The organism is Undibacterium sp. GW821-FHT11H02 (assembly GCF_058808015.1).
Genome location: NZ_JBXARG010000002.1, coordinates 338258 through 361729, shown reverse-complemented (window position 1 = coordinate 361729; position 23472 = coordinate 338258). Strand labels below are relative to the sequence as shown.

Genomic DNA, 23472 nt, shown 5'->3' with positions numbered 1-23472 from the left:
CTTAGCTATGCAAATAAATTTTTTAGCCGTTTTTCATTTTACTATCGGACGGTGTAATACGGCTTCGCCTCACACCCTACACACTAAACAAGCTCAACCAATTTGAATTAGTCACGAATCATATCCAACAAATGACGCTCAATCTCAGCGCGTCCTTCCGTGCTGGTCATCGCCACAATCACATCACCAGCGCGCAGCAAATAATCGTCATCAGGATTAAAGGTCCACCCGCCATCAGCACGAACCGCAATCAAAATATAGTCTGGGCTACGAAGCCGTAACTTGCCCATAGGCGTGATAGGAAAATTACGCGGTGTCGCGACTTCTTCAACCCGCAGATTTTTTTCGGACTTCAACATCTCATCCAAAAAGCTCACCACATGCGGTCGCACCATTGCTGACGCCATGCGCATGCCGCCAGTGAAGTCTGGGCTAATGACTTCATCGGCACCGGCTTTACGCATTTTTTCCACATTACGCAGTTCATGTGCACGCGCCACAACACGTAATTGTGGATTCAACTGTTTGGCGGTAATGATGATCATCAAGTTGCGAGAATCATCGCCCGTCACCGCAAACAAGCCGCGCGCATCAGTAATGTCTGCGCCCAGCAAAAGATCGTCGTCCGACGCGTCGCCATGCAAATACAGCAGGTTGGGAAACTTGTCTAAATATTCGTCGAAGTTGGTTTGTTCGGGATCGATGGCAACGAAAGGCCGTCCTGTCTTTTGCAACTCATGTGCCACATTACGACCGACTCGTCCAAAGCCGCAAACGATAAAATGTTGTCGCAATTTTTTGATACGTTTTTCCATTCGTCGTCTCCGCAGGGAATAGTCCAAATCTTTTTCAAGAAAAAATACCGTCAAGCTGGTGAATAAAAAGGTCAGCACACCGAGGCCTGAAATACTCATCACGCCGGCAAACACCTTGGCACCAAACGAAGTGAGTGGCACGCCTTCACCATAGCCAACCGTAGAGATCGTGATTAGCGTCATGTAGATCGCATTTTCCCAGCTGGTCTGGTCGCTAATGAGGTAGAAGCCAAGGACGCCGACGCCAATCAAGGCCAAAAGAATCAAAGTCGCCCAGCCTATGCGCGCCAAAATACGCATGAGCTGCGCATTCTCGCTCGCCACTCGTGGCTCCATACTCGATATCGAAGACGGATTGTTTTTTTCTGGAATCTGCATAAATTGAACTGATTTTTTCTTTAGGCCTCATTGTAGCCTTGGGCGATTTTGCGTCGGCGACTTTTGTACAAGTATGCGCAATCTGTCGCTTTTTCGTGAATCAACATTTGCAGTTTCGGGTCCTCATTTGACTTTGATCAATGATAATCGCTGCGCCATCGAAAATGAGTGCGTTCTTGAATTGCAGCAAAGTAGGGAGGACGCAAGCCCATATGCGCTAACCAAATTCAAAATTAATCTAGACCGCATGACACTAGGTTCCCGCCCCTTCAACGGGCGGGTTAGGATGGGGATGGGTTTGATTTGAGTAAGAAATGTCGCCAATTACTCGACTAAAACCCATCCCCATCCCGACCTTCCCCTTGAAGGGGAAGGAGAAAAACCAATCTGTCGACAGTTTCCAGCTATATCTTGATTTTGGTTAGCGCCTATGGGATGCAACACGCGCCGTCAAAACATTGAGCGCGACAGACCGACCTATGTGCGGCGCGGGCTGCCCCCGCTACGCAACTGATAAGGATTATTCTGAGGATTCATAATGAATTCTGACGCTGAGAGGGGCGCGAAATAAGAAATTTTGTTATGCTAGCGGCTCGCGATTGGTCGGCAAACTTGCCTTGGATTGATAGCACTTATTTTATGGGAATGTACGATGGCATCATTGCAAGATCAATTTTTAAAAGCGGGATTAATCGATAAAAACAAAGCGAAATTAATTCACCAAGACAAGACCAAACAGAAAAAAGTCGAACGCCGGACTGGCAGTGAGAGCGTAGATGAAGCGCGTTTGGCTGCGCTTGAGGTACAAAGAAAAAATGCCGAACGCGCGCGTGAAATGAATGCACAACGCGATGCAGCCGCAGCGCAAAAAGCTGTTTTTGCACAAATTGTGCAGATGGTACAGAACAATCGACAAAGCAAAGGCAATGGCGACATCGCTTATTACTACACACATGGCACCAAGATCGATAAGATCTATGTATCGGCAGAAGTACAAAAGCATCTCATTGCTGGCCGACTCATGATCGTGTGTGTGGATGGCAAAACGGAGTTGCTGCCCCGGGTTATCGCGGAAAAAATCGAAGAACGCGATGCGTCACTGGTGGTACGCGTGAAGAAAACATCGACCGACATTGATGAAGATGATCCGTATGCGGCGTACCAGATTCCGGATGATTTTACCTGGTGAGAGCTTGTAGCCATGTAAGACAGATGCGACCCGCACCGCCTAGACTATGCGCATAGTTTGATCAGCCCTAGTACTGCGCGGGTTGCGCCTGCCCTACATGACTGAGAGAATTTGGAGAATTTTAGCTATCTCTTGCTTTTCTCGATATCTCTGTGTCTCTATGTTGAGAGGTTTTAGTTTTTCTTTTCGATTTTGATTGCCGCTTATAGCGTTGTACTAGGCCTTCATGGCTAGGTACCTAGTTGAACGCTCATTGAGCTTTGGCTGCCAGGGCCTTGGCTTCTTCAATGTCGCTCTTACTCATTTGCGACTCCGCATAGTTACGATAAGTCACGGCATCATCATAATCGCCGGCGAGAATCAACCATTTCATGGCCTCAACCTTATCTGTCGCAACACCTTTTCCTTTGAAGTAGATTAACCCCAATTGATATTGGGCACTGGCGTTCTTTTGTTGCGCCGCCTTTAAGAATAAATCACGTGCTTTATCAAAGTCACGTGACACGCCTATCCCATTCACATATAAAACCCCCAAACTATATTGCGCATCGGCATACCCTAGCTCTGCTGCCTTATTAAACCAATAGACCGCCATACCGTAACTAGGTGCAACGCCCTTGGCTTTTGCGTACATTCGGCCGAGATTGACTTGCGCCCGAACGTTGTTCTGTAGCGCTGCTTTTTCAAACAGCGCCTTCGCCTCGACGTAATTTTGCGCGACACCTTCACCTTTTAGGTACATCAGGCCAAGATTAAACTGTGCATCGGACTTGCCTTGCTCAGCCGCTTTCTTAAATGCAGCGGCAGCCGCAGGAAAATCCTGCCGCTCATACAATGCGACGCCATTCGAAAAATCATCAGCATGAGCGCATAGACTCGATATACAAAAAACCACACTCAGCAATAACTTAAATAACGATTTCATATCCGCCCCTCGCTTCCTGACTCAATCTTGTTTGTTCGAAAAATCGTTCAAATCTGGCTTCTATCATAAACTAAACTTACTCATTCTTCTCGGGCGAGTGAAACCCACCCCGCCTAGCCTAAGTGCATAGTTGGTCGACTTTCGAGCAGCGCGATCGCACCCACCCTAGCTTGTCTAGATAAGAAATTATGTGCAATAGATAACTAGCCCGCTGTCTGTTAAGCCCGAACCGCCGCCTCAATCTCAGCAATGTCAATTTTCTTTTGCTTCATCATCGCCGCCATCGCCTTGCTCGATACTTCTTTGTCGGCATTCATGGTCAATTCAAGTAGCCGCTTTGGATAGATCTGCCACGACACACCAAAACGATCTTTCAGCCAGCCGCAGACGCTTTCCTCGCCGCCATTGCTGGTGAACGAGGTCCACAGTCGGTCAGACTCGGCCTGGTCATCTGTCGCGACCGCAATCGACACTGCCTCGCTCAAGGTGAACATAGGCCCCGCATCCAGAATTTGATATGGCACCCCGCCCAACATGAAATCAATCACAGAGAATACGCCATAACCGTTATCGCCCACGAAGACATTTTCAACTTTGCTGTTGGGTATCAGTGAGCAGTAATACTCAGCAGCCTCTTGGCCTCTTCCGTCACGGAACCAAAGACAGGTGCGAATAGAATTGCTCATAGATTTTTCTCCTTTAATTAGTTGGGTTAAAGATTAAAGGGAATAAGCTTGAAATAGAGTTCGGCCAAAGCTAACTCATCAGAAATGCCGACACGCGCAGTATCAAAACTGAGAATCATGCTGCGGAGGTTTTCCATATTTTTCAAAATAGGCATTGCAGATATCAAGCAACTCCTTGAATCCTATCTTTAAGGTGTTTGATGTGATCGCAATGGGGCTGCCGCACAATTTGAAGTTCATCCTGTTGAGCGCGCGATTCAGGGAACCGCCTGCCTTGATATACCGCTCTGGATTAAGGACTTTGATTACAAGTGTCTTTTGATTTTGTACCTCAAATATGTCAAAGCCCACAATCTCTGTCCACGGAATTAATCCCGCCGCAACACCACTTGAATTATCGAATATTCCCGTCGCACTTAAAACAAGGCCAGGTTTTTTGTCGAAAAGTTTTTTAATTCCAAATAGTCCACACAGACCAAAAAACGCAATCGATACCACGCCAATTCCATGAACCAGGATGGGGTTGTTGAAGCGACGTTGAGATGCGATTTCGGCAGAATCCAACTGAAACATCCAAAGACCACCGACGACAAAACCGCACGCAACCGCGATCAGAAACAGTATTTTTGTCTTGCTAAGTTCTATTACTTTTTCATCGTTGTTATTCATGGGATTCCTAGTTCTTATGACCACTAAGTGAAGCGAGCTGCACCGCAACAATGGGTGTTACGTGGATAAAAACTCCAAACCTACTTGCACTTGGTCAAGCGCTTTTCTACTTCCGCACTAAGCTGCCCCGATGTTTTCATTTTCGATAGCTGATCAAATTCGCGAATCGATAGCTTGGGCTTAGATGCCTGCATGGAGGCGTAAGTCTTCAGTACGCCTTCAATCCCCGCAACGTTGATGGCGTGCTGGTCCGTCGCATTATCAGGATGCTCCAGAATGAACTTGGCTTCCGAGAACATCAACTGCACTACCAGTGTGCCCCCATCGTCGCCTTTGATCTTATTGATATCACCAAGTACATGCGTGCATACATTGACCGATACGTCAGGCGCTTCAGCGAGCCAACTCAATACTTCACCACGAACGCTCTTTCCGTCCTTCAAGAATGGATCGCGCTCAAGCTGATTAATGAGTTGGATCATTCTTGCCTTTGTTTCGGCGGGGGTATCTTTGGTTGCGGTTGCGGTTGCAGTAGATATCATCACCGACATCAAAAAAACTGCGAGCGAGGCCTTACTAAAGCATGATGAAGAAATGACTTTCATGTGACTATCCTATAAAGATGAAGCAATCTGAAATGCTAAATGAGATACCGAGGGCGCTCTATGTCACCTCAACGCAAAATTGAGCGGCACGCGCTTGCGCGTCCAGTGGAGCGAAGTGGCGCGAAGTGGAGCGAACTCGAATGTCTTGTTAAATGCCAATTTCATGCGCAACCTTTAAAAGTTTTTCGACAACTAGCAACCGATTTTTTGGTGCCTTCACGTGCGCGGGTAGTCGACTCAGCCAATTGCCATTTGGTCCCGCTTTGCTGCCCCTCAAAACTGTCAGGCGCGCTGATGAAACTAGCGGTTTAGTTTGAAGCACTCGAACACACTCGTCTATTTGAGCCCGAGACGAAAACCGAAACACCATATCAGAAAATTCCACACACAAGATACGAAACCTCTTCCTACCTTCTGATTTAGGCGCTGGTGGATCGTACTCTTTTGAATCACGCCACGTCGTCGCTTCCTTTTCTATATGTACCCAATATGCCATTGGTTCATCTCGCCAATCTTCCGCATATTCAATCCAGTAGCGTGGTGGTTTCTTCATTGGCATTTAACGCTGAAATGACGAGATCGCCACGACGGTCAAAAAATTTAATGAAATTATCAATGGCGATTCTCTGTCGATTGATCTGTTAGGCCGCACCGCACTATCCTACAAAATAAACTTAGGCGCAACCGAGATGATGTCTTGCGCCGCTTTGAGCAAGACAAAGTATGGGACTGGCAGACCTGCAACTGTGTACTTCATCATGAACTGAATGGCGGGATCGAGAACATGATCCACGTTTTCCGATGTATCAGGATCTCTTGGATGCGATGCATTGAATGTGTTCGCCATTCGCCGAATGAGATTTTCACGTGAGATGCCCATTTGAATGCATTTTCCGTCAGCTTCTAAATATGAGAGGCGAATGACTTCTGAACCCAACCATTCGGCATAGTTGCCCTTTGAGACCTCCCCTTGACCAAGAAGATGCCGCAGCGACGATTCAACTTCGCCTTTCACATAGTAGTAGGCGCTGATATCGAGTGAACCGTTCTCGTTAAACTTTGCGGTTGCACCAAAAGTCGCTTTTCCACCAGATTGAAATTCATCTCCCGTGAAGCCCAATTGGCTCTTATTCGCGGCCGTGTGAACCGGGTCGGGCATTGAGAAAAGCATGTAGCTTCGACCACGAAGTGCTTTAGTGAGCTTCTTGATCGGCCTGGCTGACTTAAAGGACAGAGTAGTGGACAAGCCCGGAGCGTGTTTGACTTGGGACTTAAGATCCGCCCAAATCCTTAGTGTGTGCGACAAATCCAGAAGCGAGATGTGGTCGTACGTGTTCATAGCCTGCTCAGAATGGCGACGTAGTCTTTCGAGTTGAATCGGGAATGGGTTCAAGGCTGTCTAACGTTTGAGTTGTGTGGCGGCGAAGCCGTCCGGAACGAACGACCAGTTAAATTGCAGTAATCTCAATTGAACTCCCTTCCATGGTTTGCGCGTTCTCAATTCCACTAAGCAGATAAGCTTCTTTTTCTAGTGGCTGAGGAATTCGCCGCAACAACCATTCTTTATGTGCATCTGCGTTTAGGCGAGAGCCATTCGGAGAGACTATTGTTGCCTTAAGCAGTTTTCCAACGGGAAGATTTGTTATCTCCGAAATCACAACAACCGTTCCTCGATTTGTGACGTGAAACTTCTCTGCAATTTGAAAGGGGCCGATAGTCATCGAAATTTAACGCCGAAATGACGAGATCGCCATGACGGTCATAAATTTAAGTGAAATAATCATTGGCGATTCTCCGTCGATTGACCGGTTAAAGCTTTGTCGCTGTGCCTATTCATCATTTTCTCTAACTTCCGTTTGTAAGTTTCAATACGCGATTCAAGCATACCGCAATAAAGCGCTGAAGCTGTTTTTCGATCCTTTTCACGTACTTTTATCTCGGCAAGAATTATTTTTTGTCCGGTATCGTCAATAGCATCTTCATCAAAGTATTTATCTCCCAGCTCATCAATACCTGCTTTGCATTCGGAAATTGCATTTTCAAATGCGCCAGACGTTTTAGCGCTCGCCCCCTTTTTGAGATGCAATGTAATCGAATTTAGATCTGCGCCTGTCGCATTTAGCAAAACGAAAAATAACAAGAAACCGATGAACCATTTCATATGAGCTTTAACTTGTTTTAAAGTGAAAGAAACCGAAGTTAACACATTTGTACAAAATTAACAACAAAGTTTCAACTGCCTTGAAACCCGCATGGTGCTTTGCTCTTTTCTGTTATACCTGTGAAAAAAAGGTATAACAGCAGGAACCCAAGATCGAGCAAAATTTGGCCTCCGTTTCTTAATTTAACTCTGTAAGGCGTAACCCGTAGGGGAGCAATCCATTCCATTGCCCTACGGATCACATCTTACCGCGTTGAAGGCTTAAACTAAGATCGCAATCCACATCGGCAAGCTCAGCATGCATCCCAAACTAGAAAGCAGAATTGCCGAACTAAGCACACGCGTATCGTCGCCGTGAGCTTGCGCCACAATGAAAGCGTTAATACCAACGGGGCATCCCGCTAATAACACCAACACCGCAGTGGCTTGTTGCGACACATGAAAGACCAGATGCGCCAGTACCCAAACCAAGGCGGGTAACAATAGCAATTTCATGACGGTAATCAGAAAAGCGGAGCGCCAGCTTTGCAAGGAAAAATTGCACATCGATGCCCCCAAACTGAGTAGTGCGCACGGCAAAGCTGCATTGCCCAACATAGTCAAAAACGGCAGCAGCCATTGTGGCAAAGGCAGTGACAAACTATTCCACAGCATGCCAAGGAAAAGACTGACCACGATGGGATTACTCAGAGAATTCTTCAAAGATGCGAACAGCTGATTTCCTTGACCTTGTAAGACATCGTCATTCGGCGCGTAAAGGTAATACAGGCTAAACGTGATCAAACTGTGGAATGCAATGATGGGAAATGCAAACTGTAAACTGCCATTGCCTAAAACTTGAATCAGCATGGGGATGCCAAGGAATACGGTATTGGAATAAGTTGTCGCCAAGGCGCGACTTGCCCGATTCCCCGTGCGCTTGAAGGCATAGAGCGTAAGAAAGAAAAAGAATAATAAGGAGCCATAAAAGCTTACTAGGGTCCGCCAACTTTCATCTAGACCCGTCGCAGACACTAAGCCAGTTTTGTATGCCCCATGAAATAACAGGGCAGGGACGAGTACCTTGCCCGTCAGCGCACCTACACCATTGCTCCAGTCATTTTTCAACCAATGGAATTTGCTGAGGGCATAGCCTAAAAAGGCAATCAGGAATAAGGGAAGAAGTAGAAAGAACAGCAATTTCGATTCCGGTGTGGTGAGGATCAATTGATGGGAGGTTCCATCCTTGTATGATGAGTTTAGCGCAAAAGTGATGTGCACCGCGAGTCGCAGCTAGCACGATGGGAGAATAATTGGACGGCGTCACTATCGACTGTCTTGTTAATCGTCATTTTCTTCATTCGAGTAAAAAGAGTGACCTCTGTTCCTATGTAAGAGATATGCTAAGAATGATGCGCTAGAAACTGATTCCACACTGATGTGCGGCGCGGCACCATGATTCCACTTTCCTTCATGTCCAGTTTCCCAATTCGCGCGAACCATTTCTAGAGCTTTGATCCTTGCAACATCACTAGATGGGGCGCGAACAATACGTGTAGTGTAAAACCCGATGATAGGTGGCGAGTCATTCACTCTGCATAAGATTCCATCGCCATGGAGCATTATTCGAAAGTAGGCCATGGTTCTCTTTGACGATTAACTTTAATTTAAACGGACAAGATTGAAAATTAACCCGCCAAACTTGATTTATCAATAACAAGGATCATAAAGGAAAGTCTAAGTAAATCAAATACATAAAAATAAGACTATGAGAGATATTCACGATAACCAAAACCGAAAACGGGCATGATATTTTCGGCATATCTCGACGATATCGAGAATTAAATCATCACAAAACAAGGCAGGTCATCGCTCTCAGAAATAGACCGAGGTATACATTGACGCCTTCGCTTGGAGCGCTCGCTCAATTTCTCACCAACACCTGCATCACAAAATTTTCTTGACGCTCCCCAAAACTCAAACTACTATTAAACCATTCGGTTAATTAACCAATCGGTACATTATGCAAGATCAACTGAGTTTAACTTTTTCGGCCTTAGCCGATCCTACGCGCCGGGCACTCTTGGCGCAGCTTTCGCAGGGTGAGGCGAATGTCTCAGATTTGGCACGACCATTTCTGAATGACATGAGCCTGCCTGCGGTGACTAAACATCTCAAGGTGCTCGAGACTGCGGGTCTGATTAGCAAAACACGCGATGCGCAGTGTCGTCCTTGTAAGCTCAATGGTGAAAACTTGAAGCTGGCAGCGGACTGGGTGGATCAATACCGTGTATTTTGGGAACAGAGTTTTGATCGCCTTGACCTCTATCTACAAACCATCACTGCTGAAAAGAAAGGTAAGAAGAATGTCCGCAAATCCAAAAGCACAAGTACAAGCAAAAGCAAATGAAATCCACCTCGTGCGTTTATATGATGCACCCGTTGCCATGGTGTGGGATGCCTGGACCGATCCTGTACAAGCAGCGCAGTGGTGGGGACCACGCGGTTTCACACTGACCACGCACAGTAAAGATTTGAGCGTCGGTGGCACCTGGCGTTACACCATGCATGGACCCGATGGCACCGATTATCCGAATATCGCGACTTACCATGAAATCGAACAGCACAAAAAACTTGTATATGACCACGGTGCGACCGAACTCACTCCACCGCTGTTTCGCGTGACAGTGTTGTTTTCCACTGTTGGTAAAAAAACGCAGATGGAAATGACGATGGCCTTGGCGACTGCCGAAGCCGCGGCAGAAACCCGTAAGTTCATCAAGCAAGCGGGAGGAGAAGCGACTTGGGATCGTTTTGCTGAATACCTTGCCGCACAAATAGAACACAAAGAGAATTTCGTCATCAATCGCAGCTTTGCAGCATCAATCGATGTGATGTATGACATGTGGACTAAAGCCGAACATTTTTCTCAATGGCTACCACCGACGGGTTTTACGATGTCATTTATTCGTGCTGACATTCGTCCCGGCGGCAGCTCATTTTACAAAATGACGAACGGCAGTAGCGAGAATAATGTGACGATGTACGGACGTGCCGCGTATCTGGAAATGAGCAAACCAAATCGCCTAGTCTACACCCAGCAATTTTGCGACGAACATGAAAACATCTCACGTCATCCTATGGCACCGACTTGGCCAGAGACCATGCTTACGACAGTACAGTTCTCAGAAGAAGCGGAGGATCGCACCCGTGTCACGGTGACGTGGGAACCTCATGGTGCGGTCACTGCCGAAGAGTTAGACGCGTTTATGAAAGCTCGTAGCGGCATGGCTATGGGTTGGACCGGTTCCTTTGATAAGTTGGAAGCACAGTTGGATACTCTATAGAAGAATACTTGAGGGTAATCGTGGCTAGCGCAGGGCTAGTAAATTTGCATTTTAGGTATTTGGAAATCATGCCACTTTCGCTCACTTGACCACCCTCCCCCCTCTCCCGCCTGCAGGTTGAGGGAGTTTTCTATCGAGCTTGACCGAGTTCTGTCTCTATTTTAAGTATCCACAGGGTAACTTATTCCTCACTTTAAAAAAATGCATTGAATTCAAAAGGCGTCCATGAACAACTGAGGCGAGATAACTGTTGTATATACGTCTTTTAAAGTTCTCACTCTAGTAAACTCATTCGCGGCCTCAAAAACAGCACGTACAATCCATGAGCAGTCTTTCCTTACTTTATAAAAACTGGAGACACCATGAATAAATCAGGTTTGATCAAATATAGTATTGCCGTTCTTAGCTTGTTAGCCGCGCAAGTAGCAAGCGCTCAGAATTCACCAGTCGGCCTTTGGAAAACCATAGACGACAAAACCGGCAAGGTAAAATCACTGGTGCGCATCAGCGAGACTGGTGGCGAGTTTCAAGGCAAGATCGAAAAATTATTTCGCGAAGCCGACCAAGACCAAAACCCAAAATGTGACAAATGCGATGGCAGTAATAAAGATCAGCCTCTAATCGGCCTCACTATTTTGTTCAGCATTAAAAAAGATGGCGACGAATATAGTGGCGGTAAAATCCTTGATCCAGCCAATGGCAAGCTCTACAGCAGCAAATTGAAATTAATAGAAAACAACAAGAAATTAGAAGTGCGTGGCTATGTCGGTATGCCGATGTTTGGTCGTACACAAACTTGGGTACGTGAAGACTAAGTGTTTCGACTTACAAAAGTCGTCCCAACGATTCCACATGGCAGCTCAGGCTGCCATTTTTTTATCCTATGTGCTGCCCCTCTGATTTTACAAATTAAGCTAAATGACACAGCCAATTCGTAAGAATTTGCTTCAGTCATTGATAGTGCGGTATTCCTATGGTATTTTCCCTGTTGTTCGATAGTTATATAAAAAGCTATCATTCAATTGCAGCCAAAATGACGCAGATCATAGGCCATAAAAAAGACTGCAGGATCACTAAAATTATAATGAGTCCAAAGAAAAAACTGACCCAGGGGGGGTCTATCAACGAGCGCATAGGTCAACACTACAGCGCACTTTCTAAATCACATAAAATCACCGCAGACTATGTCGTTGCCAACTCGTTCAGAGCGGCAACTATGTCTATCGACGAGCTGGCCGACGCAGTCGGTATTTCGAATGCGACAGCGAATCGTTTTGCACGAGCCTTGGGTTTTGATGGCTACCCACAATTTCGCGCGGAGCTCGTATCTGGTTTCGAAACCATGCTGGCTCCGATAGAGGGTTTGCGTTCCGAAATCGGACGTGCATCGAGTAGTACTGAAGTCATTAATCGCTCGCTATCCGATGACATCAGCAATCTCGAAGTGACGCGCCGAGAAATTCGCCCCGACGCTTGCAATCGTGCGGTGCAAATGATTTTAGAGGCAGAACGTATCTACATCGTCGGCTACGGTGCCAGCGCCTATCTGGGCGGCATTATGTGCCACGCGCTGACCAATTATTGCGACAGTGTTCAAACCAATATCGGCACTGGCGGACCAGCACAGGTATCACGGACGCTGTACAAATTCACCGAACGCGATTTGTTGATTGCAATTTCTTTTCCGCGTTATTCCAGTGACGTGGTTACCTTAGTAGGACAAGCAAAAAAGCGTCAGGTGCCAATTCTTGCTTTAACCGACCGCCCAAGTTCACCTGTTGCCTCGCTTGCCAACGTCACCTTATACGCACAAACCAAACCGCAGTTTAATTCAGAAGGCATAGTCCTTTGCTTGATAGAAGCGATCTGCGCGGCAGTGGCAAATCAAGCTGAATCTTCCGTCGATATCGCCGCTGAAACCACAGAGCTCATGCTACCGTGGTTACATCACGGCAAAAAGTAAGGCCGGTCTTGATCTAGATCAGGTCTCCTTTAGTGAAATAGCCCTATCATCTTTTTCATACGATTTGGTAGGTCTATTTTCTAAAGGAGCATTACCCATGCAAGTTGAACATCACCCATTGGCACTTGAATTTCCAGAATTCAAAGACACGATTCATACTCTAAAATTGGCTAACGCGCACTTTGCCAAATTATTCGACGAGTACACCGATACCGACAAGGCGATTAATCGCGCGGAAAACGGTGTAGAACATTTGGCTGATGCCGCTTTAGAAACTCTAAAGAAAATGCGTATCCATTTGAAAGATCAGTTGTTTCAATTATTGCAGAGCCATCCAGTCTAATCGATAGCAAGGCTGCTGCATGCAACTGCAATTGAGTTGGTAGGGCAAATTTGGGGCGGACTTCGGTTCGCCTTTTTTTTGCGCCCTTTTTGTGACTTTGATGTGAGCTTAAGTCGCTTTACGTTTGACGCGAAACACGGTTTGATCGGCATAAAAATCTTGATCTTGTCCCGCCCACCAAGTCGGTACACCTAATACAGGTAAAGGTGTGTAATCTGCAGTCGTCAAAGCATGTGATTGCAATTGTGTACTCACTTGACTATCGAGTTGTTGTGCCTGCTGCGCGAAATCCAGTTTGAAAAAATCGGCCTCCACCCACACCACCCAAGCATGGGCGGTGATCGCCTTATAGGGCTGTACTAATTTTTCCATCAAGGCATGACCGAAACTCCAGACCTGCACAAACTCACCAAAGCACAGTCGATGCACTAAGAAGGCTTGTTGCCATTGATGCTCGCGCAAACATTGCAACACCTCATGTCCACGCGCTGAATTTTCCAGTACCAAGAAGGCGGCGTTTTCATCAAAAATAGTGGCAGCATCACGCGCAGGTCCGCGTGATTTTCCTATGCCTAAACTCTCGATCTGAGCTGATTGTAGAGCATTCAGTTGTCGTTTAGTTTGCGGAAAACTCAGCCACACCAAAGCATTAAAGAAGTCGTGCAAATTTTCGCGGGTGGGCACTTTACCGGTAGCGCTAATATGACTTTCATAGGCGACAGCTTCAGGTAATTCTTCTTGCGGAATAAAATGCAAAGGCAAGCCGCGATGATTTTGTAAATTCTGTAAACTAGCAGCCTGATTCAAAGCGACACGCCAGTCATCTTGCGCCAGAATTTTTTCTGCCGCAGGCAGGATAGATGCCAACCAAGGACGTGACCAATCAATAACGGAATAAAACTGGGTCATCGTAGAATTACGCTGCGACTATCCAGTTGATGATTTCACCTGCATTCAAAGGTACTAAACTGCCATCGAGATAACTGAGTTCGTTTGGCAAAGTCCAGCTTTCACGTTTCAAAGTCATGCTACCCGCATTTCGTGGCAACTGATAAAAATCAGGGCCGAAGAAACTGGCAAAACCTTCCAACTTATCTAAGGCACCAACCTGATCAAAGGCCTGCGCATACAATTCCATCGCATGCAAAGCGGTGTAGCAACCAGCACAACCACACGCATGTTCTTTGAGGCCTTTAGCGTGTGGCGCTGAGTCTGTGCCCAAGAAGAATCGCGGGTTACCCGAAGTCGCGGCTTTAAGCAAAGCTTGACGATGCGTTTCGCGTTTCAATACTGGTAAGCAGTAATAGTGCGGGCGAATCCCGCCTTTGAAAATCTCGTTACGGTTGTACAGCAAATGATGGGCGGTAATCGTCGCCGCAATTGGGCCACTTGCTTCCGCCACATACGCAGCAGCATCACTGGTGGTGATGTGTTCAAACACCACTTTGAGCTCTGGCATATCGGCACGCAAAGGCTTCATCACGGTATCGATAAAGACGGCTTCACGGTCAAACAAATCAATCTCAGGGCTAGTCACTTCACCATGTACTAAGAACGGCATGCCGACTTCTTGCATCACTTCCAAAGTCTTATAGCATTTACGCAAATCCGTGACACCCGCATCGGAATTGGTCGTCGCACCCGCCGGATACAATTTCACCGCATGCACAAAACCACTGTCCTTTGCACGACGGATTTCGTCAGGCGGCGTATTATCAGTCAAATACAAAGTCATCAAAGGCTCGAACGACATGCCTTCAGGCAAAGCTGCCAAAATACGCTCGCGGTAAGCGGCAGCCAACGCCGTCGTCGTCACCGGCGGCTTCAAATTCGGCATCACAATTGCACGAGCAAATTGCGCTGCAGTGTGTGGTAAGACCGTTTTTAAAGCTTCGCCGTCACGTAGGTGCAGATGCCAGTCGTCTGGACGGGTGATGGTGAGTTGTTGGATGGGAGTGGTAGTCATAAAAGCTCGCTAAAACGATGAGGAGGCAATGATTGTTCTAAGAACATCAAATTAGCCTCTATTTTACCGTTTTAGAACCCGACTGAGCGTTTTCCACTCATTGAAAGCTGCGAATGCTTATTAACATGCAAATAGCATCTCTAAAAAATCTTGCCAAATTTTGCCAAGACTTCTAAGATGTCTGCATGAGCACCATGAATATTTCTCTCCCAGAGCCCCTCAAAAACTTTGTTGATACACAAGTAGCAAAGGGGCATTACGGCACGTCTAGCGAATATGTACGTGAGCTCATCCGTAAAGATCAGGAACGGCAACAATTACGCGCCTTATTGATAGAAGGTGCAGAATCGCAAGTGATTGGGCAATTTGATCAAGCTTACTTTGACGACTTACGTTCGCAGATCAACAGCACCAAACCTAAGTAATTGTGGCCGTGAACAAGCCTCCCAGCAGCAAAGCTGTGATTCGCCGAGCCCTTGCAGATGCTGACATACAAGCAATAATCAGTTATTACATGGAACAAGAAGCGATCAAAGCAGCGCTTGATTTCGTCGCCGAATTAGAAACCGCCATTCAACATATTCAAACTTATCCAGAATCAGGCTCGCCAAGATACGCTCACACGCTGAACCTGCCTGGCTTGCGTTGCTGGCCTTGTCAGCATTTTCCTTATCTTATTTTCTATCTCGAGCAATCAAATTGCATTGACATCTGGCGTATCTTGCATCAACAACGCGACATGCCTACTTGGTTGTTGAGCGACGTTAATGCTTGAGACAATAAGTGCGGTTGCGCTTGAAGACATGGTTTTTAAACCTAAAGATATTTCAATCGAATACTTCAAAAAAGAATCTGCGCGTGAAAGCTATATGGCGCGACCTATCGAGTGCTGAGTTAAGCAAACCCATCGCCCGACTTCAATAGTTGCTAGATGCACAGATGCTCGTTCAGAATTCATCAACTATGATGAGGCGTTACTGTTACGGAAATCACTTCTGACTGAACGGCTCAACATCGAAAAGTAGGCGCGACGAACTTAATTAAACACCTTATCCGAAGGAAACCGCATACTATCTCGCAGTAAAAAACTCATAGGCAAAGCATAGTTCACACCTGTGGTTGGCAATGGCTGCATGAACCATTTTTCATAGAGTTTGTTCAGTTCACCTTCATTCATCAGTCTGGCGATTTCTTTGTCGATCAAGGCTTTCAAAACGGGATCCTCTTTAGCTAACATGATGGTTTGGGCTTCTATACCTATACCGTCGCCTGTGATTTTCCAATGTTGAATTTGATCTGCGCTGGCACGCAAACCAGCTAATACCACTTCTTCACTAACAAAAGCGTCTACCTGTCCTAGTTGTAGCATCTCAAAAGCAGCGTGAGAAGAATTGCTTTCAGTGATTTTTAATTCTGAAAATTTCAGTTGTGTTTGCTGCCTTAATAAACTTAAAGCGAGGCTACCGCGCACCACAACGACGCGTTTTTTCGATAAGTCTGTCCAATTTTTAATCGTTGAATCTGCACTCGTTAATAGGCGGGTTGCTGAGAAAAAATAGGGGATGGAAAACGCCATTTGTTTACGGCGTTCTGCAGTGTTGGCGGTGGTGCCACATTCAAAATCGGCTCTGCCTTCCTGTATCGCTACAAAACGATTCGATGAATTGACCAGCAAATAACTGACTGTGAGTTGTGGCATTTTCAATTCACGTTTAATACGCTCGACAACTTTGCCGCAGATATCCATCGCATAGCCTATGGGCTTGCTATCTTCGGATAAGTAAGAGATAGGAATACTGGCTTCGCGATGCGCGATGATGATGGTTTTGCGTTCTTTGATACGCGCCAGGGTCTCGGCGGCGTTGGATTCTGTTGCGAATAGCAAGACTAGGATGTAACTTAACAGCTTGAACACGGTGTTCCTTCGTGGGGAAATGTTTGCCGTGGTATTTTACACTTTGAGAGGTTTGTGCGTACGTGGGGGCTAATTTGCTTTTAAATCTCTTTCAACTTTAGCGGCTAAACTTTGCGACCTCTGGCCGGAGGTGGCCCAACGGCTACTCACTTTTCTTTATCTAAACTCGCGAGACATTGAGCCAAGAGAAATTTGATTCTCGGGATGCAGAGCAAGGCTGAATTTTGAACTTCGGCGGAGCAATATGTCAGTATTGCGAGCATTTGCAACGCCGAGCTGCACTCTACTACCGGTATCCATTCTCCTTTATTGAGAAATTCGATTCTCGGGACGCTGTGCTAGGCGCTTCCCGCAGCAATACACTAGTATTGCGAGGACAAGCAACAACGCACAGCGCCCGGAAATCGGATTTATCAGGGGTAGAGACCTCGGACTTCTCGTGCCTGTAGCACTCGCGTACAACCGATAATAAACGCCGCAGTCCGCAACGATACTTTTTTGTCTTCCGTGACTTGCCACACTGATTGGAAAGCTTCTTTCATAATGCGTGTTAAGCGATTATTGATTTCATCCTCAGTCCAGAAATAGCTGGAGAAATCTTGCACCCATTCGAAGTACGACACCGTCACACCACCGGCATTTGCGATCACGTCTGGTACGACCAACACGCCACGGTCACGCAAAATATCATCGGCTTCTGGTGTGGTTGGGCCGTTCGCGCCTTCGAGAATGATCTTGGCTTTGATCTCGTTCGCGTTGGCTTCCGTAATTTGCTGTTCCAATGCAGCTGGGATCATGATGTCGCAATTGACTGACCAAAATTCATTGTTAGGCAATACCGCTTCTATACCTTCAAAGCCAGCCACACTGCCGTGTGCTGCAACGTGATCCAACAGCTTCGGCACATCCAAACCGTTCGAGTGAAAAATCGTACCGCCGTGATCTTGCACTGCAACGATTTTAGAACCCGCTTCAGCGAACAAGCGTGCCGCGATACCACCGACGTTACCAAAACCTTGCACCGCAATTTTTGCGCCTGCAATCGTCACGCCTTTTTTTGCAGCGGCTTCGCAACCAACGACGAATACGCCGCGACCTGTCGCTTCACGACGGCCCAAACTACCGCCGAGAGAAATTGGCTTACCTGTGACTACACCTGTTGCCGTGCGGCCTTCATTCATGGAATAGGTATCCATCATCCATGCCATGGTTTGCTCATTGGTATTGACGTCAGGCGCTGGAATGTCTTTATCTGGGCCGATGATGATACCGATTTCGGATGTATATCGACGCGTCATGCGCATTAATTCGCCCCGTGACAGAGTCTTAGGATCAACGCGGATACCGCCTTTGGCGCCACCGTATGGCACATTGACTGCAGAGTTCTTAATTGTCATCCAAGCCGACAAAGCCATCACTTCGGACAAAGTCACGTCTTGATGAAAACGCACACCACCTTTACCCGGACCACGCGATGTATTGTGTTGCACACGATAGCCTTCGAAATGAGCAATAGTGCCATCATCACGTTCGATAGGGACATCGACGATGAGAATACGCTTAGGACGTTTTAAAGTTTCGACCCAGCGTGACAGGCCGCCGAGGTAAGGCGTGACGCGGTCGATTTGCTCAAGGTATACATTCCATGGGCCAGTCGCATGTGGGGTCAGATAGGACGGGATTTGGTGATTACTCGACATGGTAAGTCTCGATTCTTTGAATAAGTAGTCTTGGATAATTGGTTTGACGCTATTGCGCCCGCTTCACCCTATTTATCTTTTTGGTTCAGGTGAAAGGCAGCGCATCTTAAGACAAATGTCCTTATCCTCTCCAATGCTTTGTTTGCATCCAACTATGCACGTCACGCATAGTTATTTAAAACTCAAAATAGAGCTCGCTTCTGAATTTGAGGGCTCGTCGCAAAATTAGGGATTTTGAAACGTACTTCTATCCAGATTTAGAGCTGACACTGAGACTACTATTCTTCGGACACGAGGCTGTGAAGCCGTTATTGCATTGACTGACCGAGCAGGAATATCGGCACCTCCGCTTGCTTGAAAATGCTTCGTGGTGAAAATTGGATGGGCAATAAAAAACGCCACCACGATCACTCGTGGTGGCGTCCAAATCGCCAAAAAATTAAGCGAATTACATAGTTGGTCCGCTAGATTCAGGCTCAGTTGCTTCTGCAGCAGGCGCAAAAATTTCTTTTTCCGCTTGCAACAAGGCTGCACGTTCGTCCGCTTCCCAAGTTTCTTTCAACTTGCGAGCACGGTGGTAGGCCAACCCTGTACCTGCAGGTATCAAACGACCCACGATGACGTTTTCTTTCAAGCCGCGCAGAGTATCTTTCTTGCCCATGATCGCAGCTTCTGTGAGAACACGTGTAGTCTCTTGGAAGGATGCGGCAGAGATAAAGGAATCTGTCGACAAGGAAGCTTTGGTAATACCCAACAAGATATTTTCATAGGTTGCAGGAATACCGCCAGCCGCGACCACTCGATCGTTTTCACCCAACAAATCAGAACGTTCAACTTGTTCGCCCATGATGTAGTTCGCATCGCCTGGATTCACCACGACAACACGACGCAACATCTGACGAACGATGACTTCAATGTGCTTGTCATTGATCTTAACGCCTTGTAAGCGATACACGTCTTGAACTTCATCAACGATGTAACGTGCCAGAGCTTCGATACCTAACAAGCGCAAGATGTCTTGTGGATCAGCTGGGCCGTCAACAATCATCTCACCTTTGTTCACCACCTGGCCGTCATGCACCAAGACTTGTTTGTCTTTGGTGATCAGGAACTCATGCTTCTCGCCATCCATGTCGGTGATTTCCAGACGTTGCTTACCTTTGGTTTCTTTACCAAACGCAACCGTACCAGTCACTTCTGCCAACATACCAGCGTCTTTTGGTGAACGTGCTTCGAACAACTCAGCAACACGTGGGAGACCACCGGTAATATCACGAGTCTTTTGTGATTCAGTCGGGATACGCGCCAATACTTCACCAACGTGTACTTGCTGACCGTCTTTCACGGTAATCAAAGCGCCAACCTGGAAGCCAATTGTTACCGCGTGCTCAGTGCCAGAAATTTTCACTTCTTCACCAGCTTCGTTCAACAATTTAACTTGTGGACGCAAGCTCTTACCCGCAGCAGAACCACGACGTTTCGCATCGATTACCACCAAAGTGGACAAACCAGTGACATCATCAACCTGCTTAGCAACGGTCACGCCTTCTTCGACGTTTTCAAACTTCACCTGACCGGTGTATTCGGTAATGATTGGACGGGTCAATGGATCCCAAGTCGCCAAATCCGTACCAGCTTTGATCGTCATACCATCTTTCACGATCAAAGTTGCACCGTAAGGGACTTTATGACGTTCACGTTCACGACCATGATCATCCGTGATCAAGACTTCACCAGAACGGGAAATCACGATCTGATCGCCTTTACCATTGGTCACATAACGCATCGTTGCTGTGAAACGTATCGTACCGTTAGATTTCGCTTCAACAGAAGAAGCAATCGCTGCACGAGAAGCCGCACCACCGATGTGGAAGGTACGCATCGTCAACTGAGTACCTGGTTCACCGATGGACTGTGCAGCGATAACACCAACTGCTTCACCCGCGTTGACCATCTGACCGCGACCGAGGTCACGACCATAACACATGGCGCACAAACCGTAGCGTGTGTCGCAAGTTAATGGTGTACGTACTTTGACTTCATCAATACCCAAAGACTCGATTTCTTCAACCATGAATTCGTCGAGCAAAGTACCCGCTGCCAACAAAGTTTCTTGCGTTTCTGGATTAACGATATCGTTCGCAGCAACGCGACCCAAGATCAAATCGCGCAACGGTACATTAACTTCACCGCCTTCAACGATCGCTTTCATGGACGCGCCATTCGATGTGCCGCAATCATCTTCGATCACGACCAAATCTTGCGTAACGTCAACCAGACGACGAGTCAAGTAACCAGAGTTCGCTGTTTTCAACGCGGTATCGGCCAGACCTTTACGTGCACCGTGCGTAGAAATAAAGTACTGCAAAACGTTCAGACCTTCGCGGAAGTTCGCGGTAATCGGCGTTTCGATAATGGAGCCATCTGGTTTCGCCATCAGACCACGCATACCAGCTAACTGACGAATCTGCGCTGCAGAACCACGCGCACCAGAGTCAGCCATCATGTAAATCGCGTTGAAAGATTCTTGCGTACCAACTGTGCCATCACGACGTGTGACTGGTTCAACTTTGAGTTGTTCCATCATCGCCTTGCCGACTTCATCACCGGTCTTACCCCAAATATCAACAACCTTGTTGTAACGTTCGCCCGCAGTCACCAAACCAGAAGCATATTGCTGCTCGATTTGTTTAACTTCGTGCTCAGCCGCTGCCAACAAAGTGACTTTTTGTGGTGGTACTAACATGTCGTCGATACAGATGGAAATACCAGCACGAGTCGCCAAACGGAAACCAGACTGCATCAATTGATCGGCAAACACCACCGTCGCGCGCAAGCCGCACTTACGGAAGGATGTATCGATCAATTTAGAAATTTCTTTCTTCTTCAAGGGACGATTCAAGACCGAGAATGGCAAGCCTTTTGGCAAGATCTCAGACAAGATCGCACGACCCACTGTGGTTTCGTAACGCTTAACTGTTTTAACGAATTCGCCAGTGGCTTTGTCTTTTGGATATTCAGTAATACGTACAGTAATACGTGTCGCCAATTCCACTTCTTTGTTATCCCAAGCACGAATCGCTTCAGAAACGTCTGGGAACATCATGCCTTCGCCTTTGCCATTGATGGCTTCGCGCGATGCATAGTAGAGACCCAACACGATATCTTGAGAAGGCACAATAGATGGTTCGCCGTTGGATGGGAACAAAATATTGTTAGAAGCGAGCATCAATGTGCGTGCTTCCATTTGTGCTTCGATAGACAAAGGAACGTGAACCGCCATTTGATCACCGTCGAAGTCGGCGTTGAACGCCGCGCAGACCAGTGGGTGCAATTGGATCGCTTTACCTTCAATCAATACCGGCTCAAACGCTTGAATACCTAAACGGTGCAAGGTTGGCGCACGGTTCAACATGATAGGATGTTCGCGAATCACTTCTTCCAAGATATCCCAAACGACTGGCTCTTGAATTTCAACGAGTTTCTTCGCTGCTTTAATCGTTGTCGCCAAGCCCATCAATTCCAATTTATTGAAAATGAATGGTTTGAACAATTCCAAAGCCATCAATTTTGGCAAACCGCATTGATGCAATTTCAACTGTGGACCAACCACGATAACGGAACGACCAGAGTAATCGACGCGCTTACCCAACAAGTTTTGACGGAAACGACCGCCCTTACCTTTGATCATTTCTGCCAAAGATTTCAGAGGACGCTTATTCGCACCAGTCATTGCCTTACCGCGACGACCGTTATCCAACAAGGAATCGACCGCTTCTTGCAACATACGCTTTTCATTGCGCGTAATGATTTCCGGAGCGCGCAATTCCATCAGGCGCTTCAAACGGTTATTACGGTTAATGACGCGACGATACAAATCGTTCAAATCGGAAGTCGCAAAACGACCGCCATCCAAAGGTACCAATGGACGCAATTCTGGCGGCAATACTGGCAACACTTCCATGATCATCCAGTCTGGCTTAATGCCAGAACGTTGGAAGGCTTCCAATACTTTCAAACGCTTAGAATACTTCTTGATCTTTGCTTCAGATTTAGATTCTTTGAGTTCAGTACGCAAAGTTTCTGCATCACGATCGATATCGATAGAGCGCAACAATTCACGGATACCTTCTGCACCCATGAACGCAGTGAATTCATCACCATGCTCTTCGTACTTCGCTGCGTAATCATCTTCAGACATGATCTGGCATTTTTTCAGCGGAGTCATACCTGGATCGGTGACTACATAGGCTTCAAAATACAATACGCGTTCGATATCACGCAAAGTCATGTCCAAAACCATACCCAAACGGGATGGCAAGGATTTCAAGAACCAGATATGTGCTGTTGGGGAAGCCAATTCGATATGGCCCATGCGTTCACGACGCACTTTTGCCAATGTCACTTCAACGCCGCACTTTTCGCAGATCACACCGCGATGTTTCAAACGCTTGTACTTACCGCACAGGCATTCGTAATCTTTAATTGGGCCAAAAATTTTCGCGCAGAACAAGCCATCACGTTCAGGTTTGAACGTACGGTAGTTAATTGTCTCTGGCTTTTTTACTTCGCCATAGGACCATGAACGGATTTTTTCTGGAGACGCGAGACCAATTTTGATCGCGTCGAATTGTTCATTGGGCTGAACTTGCTTGAATAGATCGAGCAGGGCTTTCATGTATATCACTCCAGTGAAGAGTTGAATCGCTGTGCGCTGATGGTCGACTTAAAATGCCTTAGGTTTAACCCTGTTCGCATGAGCGGGAGAGCCAGGTCGATATCTGAATCGACGCAAGTTCCGCTGATACCGGGAACAAAAAACACTAAAAAT

Annotated in this window: 22 protein-coding genes; 8 read left to right on the top strand and 14 right to left on the bottom strand. The window is 46.8% G+C overall.

Annotated elements, in window-relative coordinates; all coding sequences use genetic code 11:
* Nucleotides 1-107: 107 nt before the first annotated feature.
* Nucleotides 108-1193: a potassium channel family protein gene (locus AC1RR2_RS03885; protein ID WP_493220976.1), complete on the bottom strand. Its 1086-nt coding sequence runs from the start codon at nt 1191-1193 to the stop codon at nt 108-110.
* Nucleotides 1194-1845: 652 nt separating this feature from the next.
* On the opposite strand from AC1RR2_RS03885, the gene AC1RR2_RS03880 reads away from it, so the two are divergent.
* Nucleotides 1846-2382, top strand: a complete 537-nt coding sequence (locus AC1RR2_RS03880) for a DUF2058 domain-containing protein (RefSeq protein ID WP_493220975.1) — start codon at nt 1846-1848, stop codon at nt 2380-2382.
* 250 nt (nt 2383-2632) lie between these two features.
* Here AC1RR2_RS03880 and AC1RR2_RS03875 read toward each other — a convergent pair whose 3' ends face one another.
* The 8 genes from AC1RR2_RS03875 to AC1RR2_RS03840 all read right to left on the bottom strand — a co-directional run bounded on the left by AC1RR2_RS03875 (nt 2633) and on the right by AC1RR2_RS03840 (nt 8607).
* Nucleotides 2633-3307 (bottom strand): tetratricopeptide repeat protein, encoded by a 675-nt coding sequence (locus AC1RR2_RS03875; RefSeq protein WP_493220974.1) that lies wholly within the window; start codon nt 3305-3307, stop codon nt 2633-2635.
* Nucleotides 3308-3525: 218 nt separating this feature from the next.
* On the bottom strand, nt 3526-3993 hold the full coding sequence (locus AC1RR2_RS03870) for a VOC family protein (protein WP_493220973.1): 468 nt from the start codon (nt 3991-3993) through the stop codon (nt 3526-3528).
* Between the two features lie 102 nt (nt 3994-4095).
* Nucleotides 4096-4662 (bottom strand): STM3941 family protein, encoded by a 567-nt coding sequence (locus AC1RR2_RS03865; protein ID WP_493220972.1) that lies wholly within the window; start codon nt 4660-4662, stop codon nt 4096-4098.
* Nucleotides 4663-4742: 80 nt separating this feature from the next.
* Nucleotides 4743-5267 carry a hypothetical protein gene (locus AC1RR2_RS03860; protein WP_493220971.1) on the bottom strand — a complete coding sequence of 175 codons (525 nt, stop codon included), beginning with the start codon at nt 5265-5267 and terminating at the stop codon, nt 4743-4745.
* A 661-nt stretch (nt 5268-5928) separates the two neighbouring features.
* Nucleotides 5929-6606 (bottom strand): hypothetical protein, encoded by a 678-nt coding sequence (locus AC1RR2_RS03855; protein ID WP_493220970.1) that lies wholly within the window; start codon nt 6604-6606, stop codon nt 5929-5931.
* Between the two features lie 109 nt (nt 6607-6715).
* Complete coding sequence (locus AC1RR2_RS03850) at nt 6716-6988, bottom strand: hypothetical protein (RefSeq protein ID WP_493220969.1); 273 nt, start codon at nt 6986-6988, stop codon at nt 6716-6718.
* A 59-nt stretch (nt 6989-7047) separates the two neighbouring features.
* Nucleotides 7048-7428 carry a hypothetical protein gene (locus AC1RR2_RS03845; RefSeq protein ID WP_493220968.1) on the bottom strand — a complete coding sequence of 127 codons (381 nt, stop codon included), beginning with the start codon at nt 7426-7428 and terminating at the stop codon, nt 7048-7050.
* Nucleotides 7429-7689: 261 nt separating this feature from the next.
* A complete protein-coding gene (locus AC1RR2_RS03840) occupies nt 7690-8607 on the bottom strand; it encodes an AEC family transporter (protein WP_493220967.1) in 918 nt (305 codons plus the stop codon).
* Nucleotides 8608-9430: 823 nt separating this feature from the next.
* On the opposite strand from AC1RR2_RS03840, the gene AC1RR2_RS03835 reads away from it, so the two are divergent.
* From AC1RR2_RS03835 to AC1RR2_RS03815, 5 genes are all read left to right on the top strand, one after another.
* The gene (locus AC1RR2_RS03835; RefSeq protein ID WP_493220966.1) at nt 9431-9817 is read left to right on the top strand and encodes an ArsR/SmtB family transcription factor; all 387 of its coding nucleotides are present in this window, start codon (nt 9431-9433) and stop codon (nt 9815-9817) included.
* Entirely contained in the window at nt 9774-10754 is a 981-nt protein-coding gene (locus AC1RR2_RS03830) for an SRPBCC family protein (RefSeq protein WP_493220965.1), read from the top strand. The genes AC1RR2_RS03835 and AC1RR2_RS03830 overlap by 44 nt, the downstream gene beginning before the upstream one ends.
* Nucleotides 10755-11116: 362 nt before the next feature.
* On the top strand, nt 11117-11569 hold the full coding sequence (locus AC1RR2_RS03825; protein WP_493220964.1) for a DUF2147 domain-containing protein: 453 nt from the start codon (nt 11117-11119) through the stop codon (nt 11567-11569).
* Nucleotides 11570-11838: 269 nt separating this feature from the next.
* Nucleotides 11839-12717: a MurR/RpiR family transcriptional regulator gene (locus AC1RR2_RS03820; protein WP_493220963.1), complete on the top strand. Its 879-nt coding sequence runs from the start codon at nt 11839-11841 to the stop codon at nt 12715-12717.
* A 97-nt stretch (nt 12718-12814) separates the two neighbouring features.
* Nucleotides 12815-13060 (top strand): HP1242/YdcH family protein, encoded by a 246-nt coding sequence (locus AC1RR2_RS03815; protein WP_493220962.1) that lies wholly within the window; start codon nt 12815-12817, stop codon nt 13058-13060.
* 108 nt (nt 13061-13168) lie between these two features.
* Here the strand turns inward: AC1RR2_RS03815 and AC1RR2_RS03810 are convergent, their stop codons facing one another.
* Both AC1RR2_RS03810 and pyrC read right to left on the bottom strand, forming a co-directional pair.
* Nucleotides 13169-13969 carry a DUF3025 domain-containing protein gene (locus AC1RR2_RS03810; protein WP_493220961.1) on the bottom strand — a complete coding sequence of 267 codons (801 nt, stop codon included), beginning with the start codon at nt 13967-13969 and terminating at the stop codon, nt 13169-13171.
* A 7-nt stretch (nt 13970-13976) separates the two neighbouring features.
* A complete protein-coding gene (gene pyrC / locus AC1RR2_RS03805) occupies nt 13977-15026 on the bottom strand; it encodes a dihydroorotase (RefSeq protein WP_493220960.1) in 1050 nt (349 codons plus the stop codon).
* Nucleotides 15027-15211: 185 nt separating this feature from the next.
* Here pyrC and AC1RR2_RS03800 point away from each other — a divergent pair, with 185 nt between their 5' ends.
* A complete protein-coding gene (locus tag AC1RR2_RS03800) occupies nt 15212-15451 on the top strand; it encodes a type II toxin-antitoxin system ParD family antitoxin (RefSeq protein ID WP_493220959.1) in 240 nt (79 codons plus the stop codon).
* An 8-nt stretch (nt 15452-15459) separates the two neighbouring features.
* Nucleotides 15460-15801 carry a type II toxin-antitoxin system RelE/ParE family toxin gene (locus AC1RR2_RS03795; RefSeq protein ID WP_493220958.1) on the top strand — a complete coding sequence of 114 codons (342 nt, stop codon included), beginning with the start codon at nt 15460-15462 and terminating at the stop codon, nt 15799-15801.
* A gap of 261 nt (nt 15802-16062) precedes the next feature.
* Here the strand turns inward: AC1RR2_RS03795 and AC1RR2_RS03790 are convergent, their stop codons facing one another.
* From AC1RR2_RS03790 to rpoC, 3 genes are all read right to left on the bottom strand, one after another.
* Nucleotides 16063-16941, bottom strand: a complete 879-nt coding sequence (locus tag AC1RR2_RS03790) for an amino acid ABC transporter substrate-binding protein (protein WP_493220957.1) — start codon at nt 16939-16941, stop codon at nt 16063-16065.
* 413 nt (nt 16942-17354) lie between these two features.
* The gene (locus AC1RR2_RS03785; protein WP_493220956.1) at nt 17355-18641 is read right to left on the bottom strand and encodes a Glu/Leu/Phe/Val family dehydrogenase; all 1287 of its coding nucleotides are present in this window, start codon (nt 18639-18641) and stop codon (nt 17355-17357) included.
* A gap of 448 nt (nt 18642-19089) precedes the next feature.
* Entirely contained in the window at nt 19090-23319 is a 4230-nt protein-coding gene (gene rpoC, locus AC1RR2_RS03780) for a DNA-directed RNA polymerase subunit beta' (RefSeq protein WP_493220955.1), read from the bottom strand.
* Nucleotides 23320-23472: the final 153 nt, after the last annotated feature.